This window comes from Streptomyces sp. CB02923, from assembly GCF_001905005.1.
In the GTDB taxonomy this organism is placed as follows: domain Bacteria; phylum Actinomycetota; class Actinomycetes; order Streptomycetales; family Streptomycetaceae; genus Streptomyces.
This window is the reverse complement of sequence record NZ_LWKZ01000026.1, coordinates 165,898-184,349: the sequence shown is the minus strand read 5'-3', so window position 1 is coordinate 184,349 and position 18,452 is coordinate 165,898. Positions and strand designations below refer to the sequence as shown.

The 18,452-nt window shown below is 71.7% G+C and carries 15 protein-coding genes; 9 read left to right on the top strand and 6 right to left on the bottom strand.

The features are described 5' to 3' along the window. Positions 1 to 59 precede the first annotated feature (59 nt). Positions 60 to 770 (bottom strand): FadR/GntR family transcriptional regulator, encoded by a 711-nt coding sequence (locus A6A06_RS32560; RefSeq protein WP_073766337.1) that lies wholly within the window; start codon positions 768 to 770, stop codon positions 60 to 62. Positions 771 to 979: 209 nt separating this feature from the next. Here A6A06_RS32560 and A6A06_RS32555 point away from each other — a divergent pair, with 209 nt between their 5' ends. From A6A06_RS32555 to A6A06_RS32545, 3 genes are all read left to right on the top strand, one after another. Next, on the top strand, positions 980 to 1,597 hold the full coding sequence (locus tag A6A06_RS32555; protein ID WP_073767132.1) for an HAD family hydrolase: 618 nt from the start codon (positions 980 to 982) through the stop codon (positions 1,595 to 1,597). Between the two features lie 240 nt (positions 1,598 to 1,837). Beyond that, a complete protein-coding gene (locus A6A06_RS32550) occupies positions 1,838 to 2,245 on the top strand; it encodes a YciI family protein (protein ID WP_073766335.1) in 408 nt (135 codons plus the stop codon). A gap of 8 nt (positions 2,246 to 2,253) precedes the next feature. Next, the gene (locus tag A6A06_RS32545) at positions 2,254 to 3,471 is read left to right on the top strand and encodes an RNA polymerase sigma factor (protein WP_073766333.1); all 1,218 of its coding nucleotides are present in this window, start codon (positions 2,254 to 2,256) and stop codon (positions 3,469 to 3,471) included. Positions 3,472 to 3,501: 30 nt separating this feature from the next. Here A6A06_RS32545 and A6A06_RS32540 read toward each other — a convergent pair whose 3' ends face one another. Next, positions 3,502 to 4,071, bottom strand: a complete 570-nt coding sequence (locus A6A06_RS32540; protein WP_073766331.1) for a DinB family protein — start codon at positions 4,069 to 4,071, stop codon at positions 3,502 to 3,504. 84 nt (positions 4,072 to 4,155) lie between these two features. Further along, complete coding sequence (locus tag A6A06_RS32535; RefSeq protein WP_073766329.1) at positions 4,156 to 4,620, bottom strand: cupin domain-containing protein; 465 nt, start codon at positions 4,618 to 4,620, stop codon at positions 4,156 to 4,158. A gap of 262 nt (positions 4,621 to 4,882) precedes the next feature. Here A6A06_RS32535 and A6A06_RS32530 point away from each other — a divergent pair, with 262 nt between their 5' ends. Both A6A06_RS32530 and A6A06_RS32525 read left to right on the top strand, forming a co-directional pair. After that, the gene (locus tag A6A06_RS32530) at positions 4,883 to 6,568 is read left to right on the top strand and encodes a glycoside hydrolase family 13 protein (RefSeq protein WP_073766327.1); all 1,686 of its coding nucleotides are present in this window, start codon (positions 4,883 to 4,885) and stop codon (positions 6,566 to 6,568) included. A gap of 209 nt (positions 6,569 to 6,777) precedes the next feature. Then, positions 6,778 to 7,881, top strand: coding sequence for an NHL domain-containing protein (locus A6A06_RS32525; protein WP_073766325.1), 1,104 nt, complete (start codon positions 6,778 to 6,780; stop codon positions 7,879 to 7,881). An 85-nt stretch (positions 7,882 to 7,966) separates the two neighbouring features. Here the strand turns inward: A6A06_RS32525 and A6A06_RS32520 are convergent, their stop codons facing one another. Continuing rightward, positions 7,967 to 10,357, bottom strand: coding sequence for an ATP-binding cassette domain-containing protein (locus A6A06_RS32520; protein ID WP_073766323.1), 2,391 nt, complete (start codon positions 10,355 to 10,357; stop codon positions 7,967 to 7,969). A 286-nt stretch (positions 10,358 to 10,643) separates the two neighbouring features. Here A6A06_RS32520 and A6A06_RS32515 point away from each other — a divergent pair, with 286 nt between their 5' ends. Continuing rightward, on the top strand, positions 10,644 to 11,777 hold the full coding sequence (locus A6A06_RS32515; protein ID WP_242441068.1) for an amidase domain-containing protein: 1,134 nt from the start codon (positions 10,644 to 10,646) through the stop codon (positions 11,775 to 11,777). 149 nt (positions 11,778 to 11,926) lie between these two features. Beyond that, the gene (locus tag A6A06_RS32510) at positions 11,927 to 13,201 is read left to right on the top strand and encodes a hypothetical protein (RefSeq protein WP_073766319.1); all 1,275 of its coding nucleotides are present in this window, start codon (positions 11,927 to 11,929) and stop codon (positions 13,199 to 13,201) included. 127 nt (positions 13,202 to 13,328) lie between these two features. On the opposite strand, the gene A6A06_RS32505 is transcribed toward A6A06_RS32510, so the two are convergent. Next, positions 13,329 to 15,374 (bottom strand): transglycosylase domain-containing protein, encoded by a 2,046-nt coding sequence (locus tag A6A06_RS32505; RefSeq protein WP_073766317.1) that lies wholly within the window; start codon positions 15,372 to 15,374, stop codon positions 13,329 to 13,331. A 455-nt stretch (positions 15,375 to 15,829) separates the two neighbouring features. Next, entirely contained in the window at positions 15,830 to 16,354 is a 525-nt protein-coding gene (locus tag A6A06_RS32500; RefSeq protein WP_073766315.1) for a hypothetical protein, read from the bottom strand. Positions 16,355 to 16,523: 169 nt separating this feature from the next. Between A6A06_RS32500 and A6A06_RS32495 the strand changes: the two genes are divergently transcribed. Both A6A06_RS32495 and A6A06_RS32490 read left to right on the top strand, forming a co-directional pair. Further along, complete coding sequence (locus A6A06_RS32495) at positions 16,524 to 17,177, top strand: response regulator transcription factor (protein WP_073766313.1); 654 nt, start codon at positions 16,524 to 16,526, stop codon at positions 17,175 to 17,177. A 100-nt stretch (positions 17,178 to 17,277) separates the two neighbouring features. Then, on the top strand, positions 17,278 to 18,441 hold the full coding sequence (locus tag A6A06_RS32490) for a sensor histidine kinase (RefSeq protein WP_073766311.1): 1,164 nt from the start codon (positions 17,278 to 17,280) through the stop codon (positions 18,439 to 18,441). Positions 18,442 to 18,452: the final 11 nt, after the last annotated feature.

The following is an 18,452-nucleotide window of genomic DNA, read 5'->3' as shown; positions in this document are numbered from 1 at the left end:
GGCCGGCGCCCCGGAGGCGGAGCGCTGACCGGACCGGGACGGCGAAGGTGACCGCGGACTCACCGTCCCTCCGCCGTCCGTGGGGCTTCGGCCTGGTGGGCGCGGGTGAGCTGGACGATCGCGGCCGCCGCTTCGCGTGCGCCGTTCTCGTCCCGGGCCTCGATCGCGTCGACGAGCCGCCTGTGCAGACGGGCGTGTTCCCCGGCACCGGCGGCATCCCAGGGCAGACCTCCGAGGGAGGAGGTGAGAGCCGTACCGAGGTAGTCGTACACCTCGACCAGGAGGTCGTTTCCGCTCGCCCGGACGACGGCCCGGTGGAACAGCGCGTCGACACTCCCGGCCGCGGACATGTCCGCACCGGCGCAGGCCGCGTCGGCGTCGGCCAGCAGCTCCTTGAGCTGGTGCAGCTGGTCCTCGGTACGGCGCAGGGCGGCGGCCCCCGAGGCGTACTCCTCCAGGACGGTGCGCAGTTCGAGAACGTTGTCCCGCTGCGCGGAACTCGCCCGCCGCACCATGACCGACTGGAGCTCACTCGACGCGCGGACGTAGGTGCCGTCGCCTTTCCGGGCTTCCAGCAGACCCAGGTGCACCAGCGCGCCGATGGCCTCGCGCAGCGTGCTGCGCCCGACCCCGAGCTCCTCCATGAGGGCCTGCTCCGGCGGGATGCGCGTGCCCACCGGCCAGCCACCTGCCTCGATGTGCGAGCGCAGACTGTCGACGAGCTGCGCGGACAGGCTGGCCGCCCGCCGCGGTGTACTGATGGGTTTCATGGAAACAGCATACATACAAACATCAGACATTTGAACATCGTATGGCTGGCCCGGATCGTCGTCGGTGTCACGCCGCAGTCCTGCCGCTCCGCCTTCCGCGCCAACGCGGCCTGAAACGCGGCGCGTTCGCCCGGCGGCGTACGGCGTGTCCTTCCGGCCGCGGAACCGGGAAGCGGGTGGCCCGGCAGGCGGATGACATGATCGACACCATGGACACACTGTTATTCGACGCCGTGCTGTGCGACTTCGACGGGGTCGTACACCTGTGGGACCCCGACGGGATGTCCGCACTGGACCGGTCCTGGGGGCTGCCCGAAGGAACCCTGGCCGGGACCGCGTTCGAGGACGCGCTGCTGTCGGCGGCCGTCACCGGTCACCTCAGTGACGAGCAGTGGCGGCACCGCGTCGCGGAGATCCTGGCGCCGGTCTGCGGTTCGCCCGAGCGGGCCCGGGACCTGGTCGCCGCGTGGAGCGCGCTCACGGGGCGGGTCGACACCGACGTCGTGGAACTCCTGGCCGCACTGCGCGGCAAGGTGCCGGTGGTCCTGGTCTCCAACGCCACCACCCGGCTGGAGGCGTACCTGGCCGAGGCGGGGCTGACGGACGCGTTCGACGCGGTGGTCAACAGCGCCCGGGTCGGGGCGGCCAAACCGGACCCGCGCCTCTTCAGGGCAGCCGCCCGGCGGGCCGGAGCCGACGAGCGGCGGTGCCTGTTCGTCGACGACACCGCCGGTCATGTCGCCGCGGCCAGGGCGGCAGGCATGACGGGCCTGCACTATCAGCACATCGGCCAGCTGCGGGAGGCAGTGGCTCCGCTGCTCGGCTGAGGGGCCGGTTCGAGCGCTGCCCCCCGGCCGGCCGGTTCGAGCGCTGCCCCCATCGGCCGGTTCGAGCGGCGTCCGCCTGTCGGCCGGTCCGAGTGGCCGGGCCACTCCGCCCGTACCCGCCCGGCGAGCGAGCCCGGCGTAAAAGAATTTCGGGCGGCGATGTCGAGAACCCGTGACCGGCTCCGTCCCCGTGGTGAATGCGCCCACAATGGGCCGCACCAGCACCTTAGGAGACCCGAGATGGCCAAGTACCTGCTCCTCAAGCACTACCGCGGCGCCCCGGCTTCGGTGAACGACGTGCCCATGAGCCAGTGGACGCCGGAGGAGATCTCCGCCCACGTCCAGTACATGCAGGACTTCGCGGCCCGGCTGGAGGGCACCGGCGAGTTCGTCGACAGCCAGGCGCTCGCCCCCGAGGGGATGTTCGTCCGGTACGACGGCGAGGGCCGCCCGCCGGTCACCGACGGACCGTTCGCCGAGACCAAGGACGTCATCGCCGGGTGGATGGTGATCGACGTCGACAGCCACGAGCGCGCCGTCGAGCTGGCCGGGGAGCTGTCGGCCGCCCCCGGCGCGGGCGGCAAGCCGATTCACGAGTGGCTGGAGGTGCGCCCGTTCCTGGCCGCGCCGCCCACCATCACGGAGTGACCTCCCGGATGAACGAGGCCCTGCTCCGGAGCCTCATCCCGAGCGTCCTCGGTGTCCTCGTCCGCCGCGGAGCCGACTTCGCGGCGGCCGAGGACGCCGTGCAGGACGCGCTGGTCGAGGCGGTCCGCGTCTGGCCCGCCGACACGCCGCGGGACCCGAAGGGCTGGCTGGTGACCGTGGCCTGGCGCCGGTTCCTCGACGCGACCCGCGCGGACACCGCCCGCCGTCGGCGGGAGGACCGTGCCGACGAGGAGCCCACGCCGGGGCCCGCGCCCGCCGTGGACGACACCCTCCACCTCTACTTCCTGTGCGCCCACCCGTCGCTGACGCCGTCGTCCGCGGTCGCGCTCACCCTGCGCGCCGTCGGCGGGCTGACCACCCGCCAGATCGCCCAGGCCTACCTGGTGCCCGAGGCGACCATGGCGCAGCGGATCAGCCGCGCCAAACGCACCGTCTCCGGCGTCGGAGTGTCCCCCGCCCCGGGGGAGAAGCCGGGAGCTTGCGGACGGTTCGACCGGCCCGGCGACGTCGCCACCGTGCTGCGCGTCCTCTACCTGGTCTTCAACGAGGGCTACTCCGGCGACGTCGACCTGGCCGCCGAGGCCATCCGGCTCACCCGGCAGCTCGCGGCCGCGATCGACCACCCCGAGGTGGCCGGACTGCTCGCCCTCATGCTGCTCCACCACGCCCGGCGCGCCGCCCGGACCGCGCCCGACGGCAGCCTGGTGCCGCTCGCCGAGCAGGACCGCGGCCGGTGGGACACGGAGTCGATCGCCGCGGGCGTCGGCATCCTGCAGGCGGCCCTCGCCCGCGACCGCCTGGGCGAGTTCCAGGCCCAGGCCGCCATCGCCGCACTCCACGCCGACGCCCGCACCGCCGAGGAGACCGACTGGGTGCAGATCGTCGAGTGGTACGACGAACTCACGCGCCTGACCGACAGCCCGGTCGTCCGGCTCAACCGCGCGGTGGCCGTCGGCGAGGCGGACGGGCCGCGGGCCGGCCTGGCGGCGCTCGCGGCGCTGGACGACTCCTCCCCGAACTCTTCGAGCGGGGGACACCCCGTCCCGCGCCGCGCCGCGGTGGCGGCATACCTCCACGAGCGCGACGGCGACCTGGCGACAGCGGCACGGCTGTACGCCGAGGCGGCCCGGCAGGCGTCCAACCTCGCCGAGCGCGACCACCTGACGCGCCAGGCCGCCCGGCTCAACGCCCGGCGGCCTCGCTGACGGGGCGCGCCCGGCACCCCGCGGCCCGCGTCACTGCCCCACCCTCCCGTCGATGCGCTCGCGCAACAGGTCGGCGTGCCCGCAGTGGCGGGCGTACTCCTCGACCCGGTGCACCATCAGCTCCCGGACGGAGGTCCCGTCCTTGCCCAGGCGCTCGCCCAGGTCCGGGTGCCGGGCCAGCGCGGCGTCGGTCGCGGCCTGTTCGCGTTCCAGATCGGCGTACGCGGCGTCGACCTCGGCCTGTTCGGCGAGGGCTCCGTCGAAGTCCGCGTCGCGCCCGCCGTACAGCTTCGGCAGGGGGTCACCGTCGCCGATCCAGTTGCGCCAGTCCCGTTCCACCTCGGCGAGGTGCCGGACCAGGCCGAGCAGCGACATCGTCGACGGCGGAACCGACCGGCGGGCCAGCTGCTCCGCGTCCAGACCCTCGCATTTCATGCGCAGCGTCAAGCGGTAGTTCGTCAGGAAGTCCAGCAGCGTCGCCTGCTCGCCGTCCGGGCCCGCTCCTTCGAGGTCGCGGGGGTCGTCGTCCGGGTCGGCCCACATGTCGGGGTAGACGGTGGCCCGGCTCCATCGTGCGGGTTGGTCACTCATGCGTCCCATGTTCGTCCGGGAGGGTGCGGGCCCGCCAGGACGCAGGCCCATGAGGAGCCACCGGCCGCCGGGGTCGGCGCGTCCGCAAGTGCTTCAGGCAGGGGGCGGGTTGTCGAGGAGCGCCACTCCGTACTGCCGCAGGATGTCGGTGTGTTCGGCGTCGCTGCGCGCGTCGGCGGGGCCGATGGCGTGGAAGTAGCCTTCGATGGCGCCGGGGTTGTTGATGACGAGGAGCTCCGCGGTCGGCGTGATGGTCTGGAACGTGTGGGGGACCGACCGGGGCCCGTAGACGTAGGCGCCCGGCACGGCGTCGTGCACGTCGCACGCGTCGAGTGTGGCCGAGCCGACCCAGAACCGGACGCGGCCGGACAGCACCACCCAGCTCTCGTCCTCCCGGCTGTGGCTGTGCAGGGGCGGTGCGTCCGTGCGGCCCACGGTGAGACGCATGACGGTGACGGTCCCGTTCGTCTCGGCGCTTGTCACGACCTGCTCGATCACGTTTCCGTAGTAGCGGAAATCCGGGCCGTCGCCTGGGTTCCGTACGAGGCCGATGCTCATGTGAGGTCCCCCTCCCGACGCGCGGCCACCCGGTCGGCGGCCGGTTCGACGGAGCCATATTGGTTGAGGATTTAATCATTGCTGGGGCTGCGGGCCCGCACCACAGGCCGGGACGACTTGGCTTGTTCCGGTCATCGCCGTGTTCACGAGCCGGTACCCGGTTCCGTACGGGACGCTGTTCGCGGGGGCCGTGGCGGCAACGGCCGACGGCCCTGTACCAGCGGCCGCTTCACCTCCGTACCGCACACCGAAAGGACGTCATGTGACCGCACAGCACCTCGTCACAGATTCCGGCACGGCAGGCCGCGACACCGGCGACTGGTGGCGCCAGGCCGTCGTCTACCAGGTGTACCCGCGCAGCTTCGCGGACTCCGACGGCGACGGCATCGGCGACCTGCCCGGCGTGACCTCCCGGCTCGGCCACCTCGCCCGCCTGGGCGTGGACGCCGTCTGGCTCAGCCCCTTCTACCCGTCCCCGCTCGCCGACGGCGGCTACGACGTCGCCGACCACCGCGACGTCGACCCGCGCCTGGGCACCCTCGACGACTTCGGCGCGCTGGTCGGCGAGGCCCACCGGCTGGGCCTGAAAGTGCTGGTCGACATCGTGCCCAACCACTCCTCGGACCAGCACGTCTGGTTCCAGGAGGCGCTGCGCTCCGCGCCCGGGTCCGCCGCGCGCGAGCGGTACGTCTTCCGTGCGGGCAAGGGGGAGCACGGCGAACTTCCGCCCACCGACTGGGTCTCCTGCTTCGGCGGCCCCGCCTGGACCCGGCTGCCCGACGGCTGGTGGTACCTCCATCTCTTCGCGCGGGAGCAGCCCGACTTCAACTGGGACCACCCCGAGGTCCGCGCCGAGTTCCGTACGACGCTGCGCTTCTGGTCCGACCGCGGGGCGGACGGTTTCCGCGTCGACGTGGCGCACGGTCTGGCCAAGGACCTCGCCGAGCCGCTCCGCGACGTCGGCGGCGACGGGGCCTACGCACCGGAGGACCTGCCCGAGGACGGCAGCCACCCCTTCTGGGACCGCGACGAGGTGCACGAGATCTTCCGCGACTGGCGGAAGGTCTTCAACGCGTACGACCCGCCGCGTATCGCGGTCGCCGAGGCATGGGTACGCAACTCCCGCCGCACCGCGTACGCCACCCCGCAGGAACTCGGCCAGGCCTTCAACTTCGACTTCCTGCAGGCGACACCGCACGCGGGCGGACTGCGCGCCTCCATCGACACCGCGCTCGCCGACGCCCGTGCGGCCGGGGCCACCGCGACCTGGGTGCTCTCCAACCACGACGTGATCCGGCACGCCTCCCGGCACGGCCTGCCGGACGGCTGCGACGCGGAGGCGTGGCTGCTGTCCGACGGCCTGCGGCCCGCCCTGGACCGGGAGTACGGGCTGCGCAGGGCGCTCGCCGCCACCCTGCTGATGCTGGCGCTGCCCGGCGCCGCCTACGTCTACCAGGGCGAGGAACTGGGCCTGCCCGAGGTCGCCGACCTCGGCCGCGCCGCCCTGCGGGACCCGGTGTGGAGCCGCAGCCAGGGCCGTTCGAAGGGCCGGGACGGCTGCCGGGTGCCGCTGCCCTGGCGGCGCGGCGGCAGCTCATACGGATTCGGCAGTGGCGGGTCCTGGCTGCCGCAGCCGCCGTACTGGGGAGAACTGTCCGCCGAGGCACAGGAAGGGGACGCCGCGGCACCCCTGGAGCTGTACCGCGCGGCACTGCGCCTGCGCCGTGAACTGCTCGCCGACGAGGCACTGGAGTGGGTCGGCGGGCCCGAAGCGGTCGCCGAGGGGTTGCTGCACTTCCGCCGCTCGGGCGGCTGGTACTGCCTGACGAACCTGTCGGACACCCCGCAGGCGCTGCCCGGCGGCACGGTGCTGCTGTCCTCCGCGCCCGTCACCGGTGACCGGCTGCCGCCGTGGACGACGGCCTGGGTCCGTACGGCCACGGACTGAGCCGGAGCGGCGGACGCACGGCCGGACATTGGAGAGGGCTACGGGAACGCACACGGGAGAGGGCTACGGGAACGTACACCGGAGAGGGCCACGGGAACAGGCCACGTGCCCGGCCGGGGCTTCTTGTGGGGGAGGGGCGCCGAAGATAGTTTCGCCGCCCGCGGGCGACGCCCGCCGTGCAGTGACGTGGTCCGGTCTACCGAGGGTGAGTGACGCTGGTGTTGGATGTGACGGGTACGGAGCCGGGTGTCGCGGTGGCCGGGGGGCCGGTCGCCGCGCCCGGGAGGACCGGTTCCGGTGTCATCGTCACGGTGGCCGGTGGTGGCACGGCCGGTTCCGGCGGCGACGGCGGGGCCGCGACCGCGGCGCAACTCCATTGCCCTTTCGGCCTGGTGGCCGCCGCCACGGGAAGCCTGTACATCGCCGACTACCAGAATCACCGGGTACGGAAGGTACGTGCGGACGGCGTCGTCGTCACCGTGGCCGGCAGCGGGAAGAAGGGGTACGGCGGCGACGGCGGTCCTGCTGTCGCTGCCGCGTTCCGTGACCCGGCCGGAGTGGCCCTGGACGGCGCGGGCCGTCTCTTCGTCGCGGACCGTTCCAACCAGCGGATACGGAAAGTGGGCCGGGACGGGGTGGTGACCACCGTCGCGGGGAACGGCACGGCGGGGTTCGGCGGTGACGGCGGGCCCGCCACCGCCGCTTCGCTCAACTTCCCCCATGCCCTGAGCGTCGGCCGGGACGGCAGCCTCTACATCGCCGACGATTACAACCACCGGATACGGAAGGTGACACCGGACGGGATCATCACCACCGTCGCCGGTGACGGCACCGAGGGCTTCGGCGGCGACGGCGGGCCCGCCACCGGGGCGTCCCTGAATTTCCCCCACGCCGTGGCCGTCGGCCGGTCCGGGCAACTGTACATCGCGGACCGCTACAACCACCGGGTGCGGGAAGTGGCGCCGGACGGAGTGATCACCACCGTCGCGGGTGCGGGACGCGCCGGTTTCAGCGGCGACGGCGGAGCGGCGACCCGGGCCGCGCTCCACTTGCCGCAGTGCGTCGCGGTCGGCGACGACGGCACCCTCTACGTCACGGACTACGGGAACGAACGGGTGCGGAAGGTCACGGCCGACGGGTGCATCACCACGGTCGCCGGCAGCGGCACCAAAGGATTCGGCGGCGACGGCGGCCCTGCCGTGTCCGCCGCCCTCGACCAGCCCCTCGGTATCACGCTGGACGCCGCCGGCGCCCTGTACATCGCGGACTTCGGCAACCACCGGGTGCGGAAGGTGAGCGGCGGAAACGGATGAGCGGCAGGACCGGGAGAGGAGGACGGGGGCCGGCCCTTCGCGGCCCTGCCGCCGCGTGCGGGCCCGGGGCGGGCGCTCAGGCGCCTCAGGCGCCGACGTAGTCCGCGAGATGCTCGCCGGTGAGGGTGGAACGGTCGGCGACGAGGTCGGCGGGAGTGCCTTCGAAGACGATCCGGCCGCCGTCGTGGCCCGCGCCGGGACCGAGGTCGATGATCCAGTCGGCGTGCGCCATCACCGCTTGGTGGTGCTCGACGACGATGACCGACTTGCCGGAGTCGACCAGCCGGTCGAGCAGGCCCAGCAACTGCTCGACGTCGGCGAGATGAAGACCGGCGGTCGGCTCGTCGAGAAGGTAGACGCCGCCCTTGTCGGCCATATGGGTGGCCAGTTTGAGCCGCTGCCGCTCGCCACCGGACAGCGTGGTGAGCGGCTGGCCCAGGCTGAGGTAGCCGAGCCCGACGTCCGCGAGGCGGCCGAGGACGCGGTGCGCGGCCGGGGTGCGCGCCTCACCCGCGCCGAAGAACTCCTCGGCCTCGGCCACCGGCATCGCGAGCACCTCGCTGATGTCGCGGCCGCCGAGCCGGTATTCGAGCACTGAGGGCTGGAACCGCTTGCCCTCGCACTCCTCGCAGAGGGTGGAGACCCCGGCCATCATCGCCAGGTCGGTGTAGAGGACGCCGGTGCCGTTGCAGTGCGGGCAGGCGCCTTCGGAGTTGGCGCTGAACAGCGCCGGCTTCACACCGTTGGCCTTGGCGAACGCCTTGCGGACCGGGTCGAGCAGCCCGGTGTACGTCGCCGGGTTGCTGCGCCGCGAGCCGCGGATCGGCGCCTGGTCGACCGACACCACCCCCTCGCGGGCCGGGATCGATCCGTGTACGAGCGAACTCTTGCCGGAGCCCGCCACACCGGTGACCACGCAGAGCACCCCGAGCGGGATGTCGACGTCGACGTCCCGCAGGTTGTGCGCCGTCGCGCCGCGGATCTCCAGCGTGCCCGTGGGCTCGCGTACCGCCTTCTTCAGGGCGGCCCGGTCGTCGAAGTGGCGGCCGGTGACGGTGCCCGCGGCCCGCAGCCCCTCGACGGTGCCCTCGAAGCAGACGGTGCCGCCCGCCGTACCGGCGCCGGGCCCGAGGTCGACGACGTGGTCGGCGATGGCGATCGTCTCCGGCTTGTGCTCCACGACGAGCACCGTGTTGCCCTTGTTCCGCAGCCGCAGCAGCAGGTCGTTCATCCGCCGGATGTCGTGGGGGTGCAGGCCCGTCGTGGGCTCGTCGAAGACGTAGGTGGTGTCGGTGAGGGGGGAGCCGAGGTGGCGGATCATCTTGACGCGCTGGGCCTCGCCGCCGGACAGCGTGCCCGACGGCCGGTCCAGCGAGAGGTAGCCGAGGCCGATCTCCACGAACGAGTCGAGCGTGTGCCGGAGCGTGCCGAGCAGCGGCGCCACCGAGGGCGCGTCGATGCCGCGTACCCAGGTGGCCAGGTCGCTGATCTGCATCGCGCAGGCGTCGGCGATGCCGGTCCCGCCGATCCGCGACGACCTGGCCGCCTCGCTGAGCCGGGTCCCGTCGCAGGCGGGACAGGTGGTGAAGGTGACGGCCCGGTCAACGAACTCCCGGATGTGCGGCTGCAGTGCCTCCCGGTCCTTGGACAGGAACGACTTCTGGATCTTCGGGATGAGTCCCTCGTAGGTGAGGTTCACGCCCTCGACCTTGACCTTGGTCGGCTCCCGGCGGAGGAAGTCCCGCATCTCCTGGTCGGTGAACTCGCGGATCGGCTTGTGCGGGTCGAGGAGGCCCGACTCCGCGTAGACCCGTACGGTCCAGAAGCTGTCCGACTTCCAGCCGGGGATGGTGAACGCGCCCTCGGCGAGCGACTTGGAGTCGTCGTACAGCTGGGTCAGGTCGATGTCGGAGACCGCGCCCCGGCCCTCGCAGCGCGGACACATGCCGCCGGTACGGCTGAAGGTCGCCTTCACCGCCTTCTTGTTGCCGCGCTCGACGGTGATCGCACCGCTCGCCCGGACCGACGGCACGTTGAAGGCGAACGCGCCGGGCGGGCCGATGTGCGGCTGCCCGAGCCGGCTGAAGAGGATGCGCAGCATCGCGTTGGCGTCGGTGGCCGTGCCGACCGTGGAGCGGGGGTCGGAGCCCATCCGCTGCTGGTCGACGATGATCGCGGTGGTCAGCCCTTCCAGCACGTCGACCGCGGGCCGCGTCAGCGTCGGCATGAAGCCCTGGACGAAGGCGCTGTAGGTCTCGTTGATCATCCGCTGTGACTCCGCGGCGATGGTGTGGAACACCAGCGAGCTCTTGCCCGAGCCGGAGACACCGGTGAACACCGTCAGACGGCGCTTCGGGAGTTCGATGCTGACGTCCTTGAGGTTGTTCTCCCGCGCGCCGTGCACCCGGATCAGGTCGTGGCTGTCGGCGACGTGCGGCGCAGGCGACTGCGGGTCCGGTCTCACGGCCTTGCTCATGGTGTCTCCCTCTGTCGAACGGGGCCGCCCGCGCGGCCACCCTCGGCGTCGCCCGGCTCGATCCGACAGCTTCGAGCGGTACGGCCGATTCTGCTCCGTGGCCATGACGCTAGCCGCGGTCCGGGAGCCGGGGCTTCTCGATTCCTGATCGGTTCGGCCGACCGCGCGAGTCCCCGGACAGGCGGTGACGTCTGCCGTGCCTTCGGCACAGTGATCCACTCTTGCGTATTTTGTGTAAAGATTCGCTGCCCGGCCCGGGTGGGCCGGGGTGACAAGGGGAAAATTCGTGAAATCAACGATCCTCAGGTCCGCTGTCGGCACGGTGCTCGCCGTGGCCGCGGCGGCCGTGTGCCTGCCCGCCTCGTCCGCCGCCGCGGCGCCGCGGACCGCCGGTGTGGACCAGGCGACGACACAGACCTTCAGCCGTACCGCCGACGCCCTGCTGACGCAGCGCACGGCGGCGCTGCTCGACAACCGGTCGGGCCGAATAGCCTCGCTGCCCCGCGACCAGGTGCGCCTGTCGGCCCGTCTGGCGCGGGCGGAGGACACCGGGGTGTCCTCGCTGCGGGCCCGCAAGCAGCGGCTCGCCGCCCTGGGGGAGGCGTACACCGCCGCCGACACCCACGTCACCGTGGACGGCACCCGGCTCACCGGCCGGCACGCCACGGTGCAGGTCACCGAGAGCACCACGCTCACGTACAAGAAGATCCGCGGCGACGAGCCGGCCGCGACCGGCTTCAAGGCCCGCCACGAGATGGACTTCACCGCCGTCGCGGGCGGCACGTGGGAGCTGACGGGAATCCGGTCCCGGGACGAGGGACCCGGCGCGATCAACGCCCCGACGCTGCGGGCGGCGGCGGTCGCGGACGACGGGAACACGATGCCCAACGCGCCTGCGGCGAGCACGTCGCGGCCCGCGCGCCCGTCGCCCGGCAAGCAGCTGACCGGCGGTTACGACTACGCCGCCATGGCCGCGTACTCGGAGAAGTACTGGCGCAACTACAACCCCCAGTACCGGAAGTTCAACGCGGCCGGCGGCGACTGCACGAACTTCCTGAGCCAGGCCCTGAAGGCGGGCGGCTGGAAGTCGGAGGGCGGGAGCGCCTCGGACTACCGCAAGTGGTGGTACGACACCGACTACCAGTCCGACAGCTGGGTGGGGGCCAACGAGTGGTCCTGGTACGCGCTGAACTCCCGGCGCGTGACCAGCCTGTCGAACGTCTACCAGATGGACGTCGGTGACGTCATGCAGATGGACTTCGACGGCGACGGGTCCAAGGACCACTCCATGATGACGACGTACCGCAGCAGCTACGGCGTGCCGTACCTGACGTACCACTCGACCAACACCTACCGGAAGTCGGTGGCGAGCATCATCGCGTCCTACCCGGACTCGGTCTACTACGCCTACCGCACCTGACGGCAGGGCCGGGCGGGGCACCGTGCGCCGCCCGGCCGCCGACGGGCCCCGGTGTGACGCAATATGGGGGCGCCAGGGGTTGATGAGCGGCATGACACCTCTGTGATACTTGGGCCAGAACACGTGTTTTGGTGCCAGGGGGTAGGGAAATGTCGAAGAGGAGCGCGCTCGGCGCGCCGGCACTGGTCACCGTGGCGGCGCTCGCCCTCGGTCTGACGGCCTGCGGCTCCGACGACCAGGGCGGGGACGGAAAGGCGGCGGCGCCGTCGCAGGACGCCACCCAGCCGCGGCCGGCCCCGCCGGACGGCGGTGCGGGCAAGGGCGGGGGGACGCCGAAACCGGAGGAGAAGTGGGACGGCAAGGTCAAGGTGCTCGGGGACGGTTCGACGTCCTACACCGGACCGCAGCCCAAGCAGCCCAAGCCCGTGAGACTCAAACCCGGTGAGAAGCCGCCGCAGTTCGTGGTGTTCTCCTGGGACGGCGCGCTGGAGGGCGACGACCACCTGTTCTCGCATTTCCGGGAAGTGGCCGAGCAGAACAACGCCAAGATGACGTTCTTCCTCACCGGCACGTATCTCCTGCCGAAAACGAAGGCGTCGATGTACAAGCCGCCGCAGCACAAGCCGGGCGCTTCGGCGATCTCGTACGCGACGAACGAGCACATCAAGGACACGCTGCGGCAGGTCCGGGGCGCGTGGCTGGACGGCAACGAGATCGGCACCCACTTCAACGGCCACTTCTGCGGGGCCAAGGGCGGCGGTGACTGGAGCGTCGCGGAGTGGAAGAGCGAGATCGAGCAGGCGTATTCCTTCGTCCAGAACTGGAAGACGAACACCGGCTACAGCAGCCTGCCCCCGCTGCCCTTCGACTACAAGAAGGAGCTGGTGGGAGGGCGTGCGCCGTGCCTGGAGGGACAGGAGAACCTGCTCACCGCGGCCAAGGCCTTCAACTGGCGCTACGACGCCAGCTCGCCCGGCGACTTCCAGATATGGCCGTCGAAGAAGAACGGCATATGGAACTTCCCGCTGCAACTGCTGCCTTACCCCCAGAGCGAGAAACAGGTCCTGTCCATGGACTTCAACTTCCTCTACAACCAGTCCGGTGACAACACCAAGGGCGACCCGGCGAAGTACGAGCAGTGGCGGAAGCTGACCCGGGACGGTTATCTCAACGGATTCAACCGCGTCTACCACGGGAGCCGGGCGCCGCTGTTCGTCGGCAACCACTTCGAGGACTGGAACGGCGGCATCTACATGAAGGCCATCGAGGACGTCGTGAAGTCGGTCTGCAAACGGGACGGGGTGCGCTGCGTTTCCTTCAAGCAGCTCGCCGACTGGCTGGACGCCCAGGACCCCGCGGTCCTGGAGCGGATGCGCGGGCTGGACCCGGCGCAGATCACGGACTGGGCGACGGTGGTGAAGTAGCCCCGGCCCCCGCCCGAACGGGTCGGCGGGGGCCGGGAGCCCAAGAGAGCCCCCGGCCCGCGAACCCTGAACCAGGGCGGGGGCCGGGGGCTTTCTCCGGCTCCCGGCCCCTTCGCGGTACGCGCCCCTACCGGGCGGTCATGTACCGCGTCCAGATGTCGATCGGATACGGGCTGCCGGCCGCTCCCTTCGCCCGGCCGCCGATGCCGTCCAGGGGCAGCAGCTCCTGGCTCTTGGGGTCGATGCGGGCGAGTGAGACGGCGGTCGACAGGGTGCCGCGGTAGCCGACGAACCAGGCGGACTTGTTGTCCTGTTCGGTGCCCGTCTTTCCGGCCGCATCCGGACCGGCCGCCTTCGCCGCGGTGGCCGTGCCGCGGCGGACGGCCTCGCGCAGGGCGTCGTCCACGGCGTCCGCCACCTCCCCGGGCAGGACCTGCTGGGCGGCCGGCTTGCCGACCGGCACGTTGCTGCCGTTGCGCATGAGCTTGCCGACCGAGTACGGCTCGGTGTGCTTGCCCCGGCCCGCGAACGTGGCGTACGCGTCGGCCATGCGGATCGCGCTCGGCGTGGCGGTGCCCAGGGCGAAGGACGGCAGTTTCTCGCCGAGGCTGCTCTCCAGCAGCCCGGTCTGCACGCCCACCTTGCCGACCCGCTCCAGGCCCACGTCCGTGCCCAGTTGCATGACCGCGCTGTTGACGGACTGCGCGACCGCGCTCTTCAGGGGAATCCTGCCCCAGGACTTCCCGCCGTCGTTCTCCGCCTTGGCGATCTTTCCCGCCCGGTCCCAGTACGGGCCTTCCGGCGTGCGCAGGGTGATCTTGTTGTCGCCGTCGTAGACCGTGGCCGGGGTGACGGGGGTACGGGGCTTGCCGCGCTCGCGCTCGACGCCGTCGCGCAGCGCCGCCGCGTACACGAACGGGGCGAAGGCGCTGCCCGCAGGCACCACCGTGGAGTTGGCGTCGTTGAAGCCCTGCCGGAGGTAGTCGGGGCCGCCGTACAGGGCCACGATCCGCCCGTCCGTGGTCACCGAGGCCGCGCCGATGCGTACGTCGCGGTCGGCCGTGCGGGCGCCCGGGTCCAGCTTGGTCCGTACGGCCCCGACGGCCTGGGACAGCGCCGCCATCCGGGGCTTCTCGAAGGTGGTGTGGACCTGGTAGCCGCCGAGGGCGAAGTCCTTCTCGGAGATGTCGGTGTGGGCGCCGACGTAGGCGCGGGCCGTCTCCACGAGATAGCCGTTCTGGCCGGTCAGCCCGGCGGGCTTGGGCGGGGCCTGCGGCTCGGGGAAGCGGGTGTAACCCGCCCGTTCCTCCGCGGAGAGCTTGCCGATGGCCACCATCCGGTCCAGCACCCAGTTCCAGCGCTCGACCGCGCGCTCGCGGTGCTCGGCACCGAGGGCCGGGTCGTAGAGCGCGGCGCCCTTGAGGAGCGAGGCGAGGAACGCGCCTTCGCTCACGTTCAGTTGTGCGGCGTCCTTGCCGTAGTAGGCGTGTGCGGCGCGTTGAACGCCGTAGGTGCCGCGTCCGTACCAACTGGTGTTCAGGTAGCGCTCAAGGATCTCGTCCTTGGTCATCTTGTTGTCGAGTTTGATCGCGATGAACATCTCGCTGAGCTTGCGGGTGAAGGTCTGGTCTTGATTGAGATAGGCGTTTTTCACGTACTGCTGGGTGATGGTGGAGCCGCCCTGGGTGCTGCCGCCGGTCACCATCCGGGTCACGGCCCGCACCATGCCGCTGGGGGAGATGCCGCTGTCGGAGTAGAACGTCTCGTTCTCGGCGGCGAGCGCGGCCCAGCGGACGGGTTCGGGGACGGTGTCGAGGGGCATGTCCTGCCGGTTGATGTCGCCGGTACGGGCCATCTCGGTGCCGTCGGCCCAGTAGTAGACGTTGTCCTGCTGGGTGGCGAAGGCGTTGAGGTCGGCGGGTATCTCGGTACGCGCGTACATGATCGCCAGGAGGCAGACCAGCACGCCGGAACAGGAGCCGGCCAGCCCCAGCGACTGGCGCCAGGACGGCACCCAGCGCCGGAAGCCCGTGCGTCCCGGGCGTGGATAGGCCGGGCGGCGGAGCCGGAGTCTGCGGCGGTTCGCGGCCCACCACCGGCCGAGGACGGACCAACGGCCGCCCGCGGCGGAGGCGGTGGCGCGGGCGTGTGCCCCTTTTCGACGTTCGATCACTGCTCGACCCTATGGGATTACTCCCCGTACGAATGTTCTGCTCTGCCACGAAAACGTTACGTTTCCGGGGCCGTGGGCCGACGGGCCGGCGACGGAGCCTCCCGGCGGCAGGGGTCGGCGGCAGGGTCCGGCGGCAGGGCGGCCGCGCGAGGTGCGGACCGCCGGAGACCGGAGTGCGGCGCCCGGCCGGTTGTCGTGCGCACGGGGGACGGCCGGGCGGGCCGCGCGGTCTCCGGCGGCCCTGGGGGGAGGTCGCCGAATTCGGCCACGGGCACGCCCGTTGCCGAATTGAGTCTGCTATTCGAACAGTGGCCGCAATACATGGATGGACTGCGAAACTTCCATGATGACGGGCCTGCGGTTACGTCGCGGTTACAGGCCCGATTCACCGGAATGAGAGCAGGCCGAGAATGTCCAACCGCCCAATGAGGGCGGTTGGACGTGGTGCGGGAAGGTCAGAACTCGGAAGGCAGACTCGGCGCCTTGGGCGCCGTAGGGCAGTCCTCGGTGCAGGTGAAACCGAGCGCCGGTGTTTCGGGGGTAACGGCCGAAGGCTCCTTGGGCAGGCTGCTGTCCGCCGGCAGCTTCGACGCGCAGGCCTTGGCCGCCGACCGGTACGCCTTGGAGACCGGGTTGATGTTGCCACCCGACTTCAGCTGGAGCTGACCGTTCTCCTTGATGGTGATCCCCGGGAAGTCCTTGACCCCGTTGTCCTTCATGCACTGCGTGAACGCCTCGGCCTGGCGCTCCCGTGTCGCGGAGTCCCCGGCGGCCTTGCCCGTACCGCTCGAAGCGGACGTCGAGGACGAGGCCTGCGCCGCGCGGGCGACGGACTGCGACGACGAAGCGGCCGGTGCCGCGGACGACGAGGTCTGGAGCACCAGGACGGTTCCGCCGGCCGCCAGCGCCGCGACGAGCAGCGGGACGGCGAACAGCCTGCGCTTCTTACGGGGTGTTTCCTCTTCGGACGGTGTTGACATGTGAACTCCTCTGGGACGCTGGACGTCTGGAAGCCAGTTCACCAACCGGGTGGTTACCGCGACGGAACATCGGGTGTTAAGCGCCTGTAACCCCGACCGGGCCTTACGCCGCTGTAACCGCCCGCTGAGAAAGATCGCAGTCAACGGTGCCGAACCGACGGTGGGGGCCATGCGGATTCTGGTGGTGGAGGATCATCGCGATCTCGCGGAGACGCTGGCCGCGGGCCTGCGCCGGGAAGGCATGGCGGTCGACGTCGTCCTGGACGGCAAGGCCGCGCTGGAACGCACCTCGGTCAACCGGTACGAGGTCGTCGTCCTCGACCGTGACCTGCCCGGCCTGCACGGCGACGAGGTGTGCCAGACGCTGATCACCGAGGGCTACCCGGCGCGGGTGCTGATGCTGACGGCCGCCGCGACGATCGAGGACCGGGTCGAGGGCCTGACCAGCGGCGCCGACGACTACCTGCCCAAACCCTTCGCCTTCGCCGAACTGGTCGCCCGCATCCGCGCCCTGGGACGCCGCAGCCAGCCCGCGCTGCCCCCGGTCCTGTGCCACGCCGACCTCAAACTCGACCCCGGCAAGCGCACCGCGCACCGGGCCGGCACGCGGCTCGACCTGAGCCCCAAGGAGTTCGCGGTCCTCGAACTGCTGCTGGCGGCGGGCGGGCGGGTCGTCTCCGCCGAAGAGCTGCTGGAGCGGGCCTGGGACGAGGCCGCCGACCCGTTCACCAACACCGTCAAGGTCACCGTGAGCCGGCTCCGGCGCAAGCTGGGCGACCCGCCGCTCATCGAGACCGTCGCCCAGGCCGGATACCGGATCTGAGGGGCGGCCGGGGATGCGCCGCCTACGCCGTCCGGTCCGCCGCACGCCCGGCCGCCCCGCGTCCGGACGCCGCGGGCCCCGCCGTCCCGCCTCCGGCCCCTTGCCCAGGGTCCGGTGGACGATCCGGCTGCGGCTGACCCTGCTGTACGGGGCGCTCTTCCTGCTCACCGGGGTGCTGCTGCTCACCGTGGTCTACCTCCTGGTGGCCGGCCGGCCGCCGTGGGCCGGCGTCGAACCGCCCTCGCCGCCCGCTGCGACCGTCACACCGAGCGGCCTCGGCGCCGCCCTCGACGTACCGGCTCCGTCGGTGGATCTGGAGCGGCAGCTGCAACAGCAGCGCAGCGACTACCTCGAAAAGCTGCTCACCTCGTCCGGGATCGCGCTGGCACTGCTGACCCTGCTGTCGGTGTGGCTGGGCTGGCTGATGGCCGGCCGGGCCCTGCGGCCCCTGCGGACCATGGCCGACACCGCGAAGGCGATCTCGGCCAACGACCTGCACCGGCGCCTCGGCGCGCCCGGCCCGTCCGACGAGATCAAGGATCTTGCCGACACGTTCGACGCGCTGCTCGACCACCTGGAGGGCGCGTTCGAGGCGCAGCGCCGGTTCGTCGCCAACGCCTCCCACGAGCTGCGTACCCCGCTCACCTTCGAACGCAGCCTCCTGGAGATCACGCTCGCCGACCCGGACGCGAGCGCGGCCGAACTGCGGGAGACCTGTGTCCGCGTGCTGGGCAGCAACGCCCGGCAGGAGAAGCTGATCGAGGCGCTGCTGACGCTGGCCCGCAGCCAGCGCGGACTGGACCGGCGGGTGCCGGTGGACCTGGCGGGGCTGGCCGCCGAGCACCTGGGGCGGCCGCACGACGCCGACGGCCCGCCGGGGGTGCGGATCGGCAGTGACCTGGCCCCGGCCGCCGTGCTGGGCGACCCGCCGCTGGTCGAGCGGCTGATCATCAACCTCGTCGACAACGCCGTCCGGCACAACGTGCCCGACGGACGGGTACGGGTGTGGACGGGCCTGCACGAGGGCCGGCCCGCGCTGAGCGTGCGCAACACCGGGCCCGCGGTCCTCCCGTCCCAACTGGAGCTGATCTTCCAGCCGTTCCAGCGGCTGCGGGCGACCCGGCTCGGCGGCCACGACGGCCAGGGCATCGGCCTGTCGATCGTCGCCGCCATCGCGGCCGCCCACGACGCCGATCTGCACGCCGAGGCGCTGCCGGAAGGCGGCCTCGAAATCCGCGTCAATTTCCCACCCGTCGCACCCTGAAACCGACCAGA

Bases quoted from the DNA above. Each gene is read 5' to 3' on its own strand.
- A6A06_RS32560 (WP_073766337.1), bottom strand. From the start codon at position 770: ATGAAACCCATCAGTACACCGCGGCGGGCGGCCAGCCTGTCCGCGCAG.
- A6A06_RS32555 (WP_073767132.1), top strand. From the start codon at position 980: ATGGACACACTGTTATTCGACGCCGTGCTGTGCGACTTCGACGGGGTC.
- A6A06_RS32550 (WP_073766335.1), top strand. From the start codon at position 1,838: ATGGCCAAGTACCTGCTCCTCAAGCACTACCGCGGCGCCCCGGCTTCG.
- A6A06_RS32545 (WP_073766333.1), top strand. From the start codon at position 2,254: ATGAACGAGGCCCTGCTCCGGAGCCTCATCCCGAGCGTCCTCGGTGTC.
- A6A06_RS32540 (WP_073766331.1), bottom strand. From the start codon at position 4,071: ATGGGACGCATGAGTGACCAACCCGCACGATGGAGCCGGGCCACCGTC.
- A6A06_RS32535 (WP_073766329.1), bottom strand. From the start codon at position 4,620: ATGAGCATCGGCCTCGTACGGAACCCAGGCGACGGCCCGGATTTCCGC.
- A6A06_RS32520 (WP_073766323.1), bottom strand. From the start codon at position 10,357: ATGAGCAAGGCCGTGAGACCGGACCCGCAGTCGCCTGCGCCGCACGTC.
- A6A06_RS32510 (WP_073766319.1), top strand. From the start codon at position 11,927: ATGTCGAAGAGGAGCGCGCTCGGCGCGCCGGCACTGGTCACCGTGGCG.
- A6A06_RS32500 (WP_073766315.1), bottom strand. From the start codon at position 16,354: ATGTCAACACCGTCCGAAGAGGAAACACCCCGTAAGAAGCGCAGGCTG.
- A6A06_RS32495 (WP_073766313.1), top strand. From the start codon at position 16,524: ATGCGGATTCTGGTGGTGGAGGATCATCGCGATCTCGCGGAGACGCTG.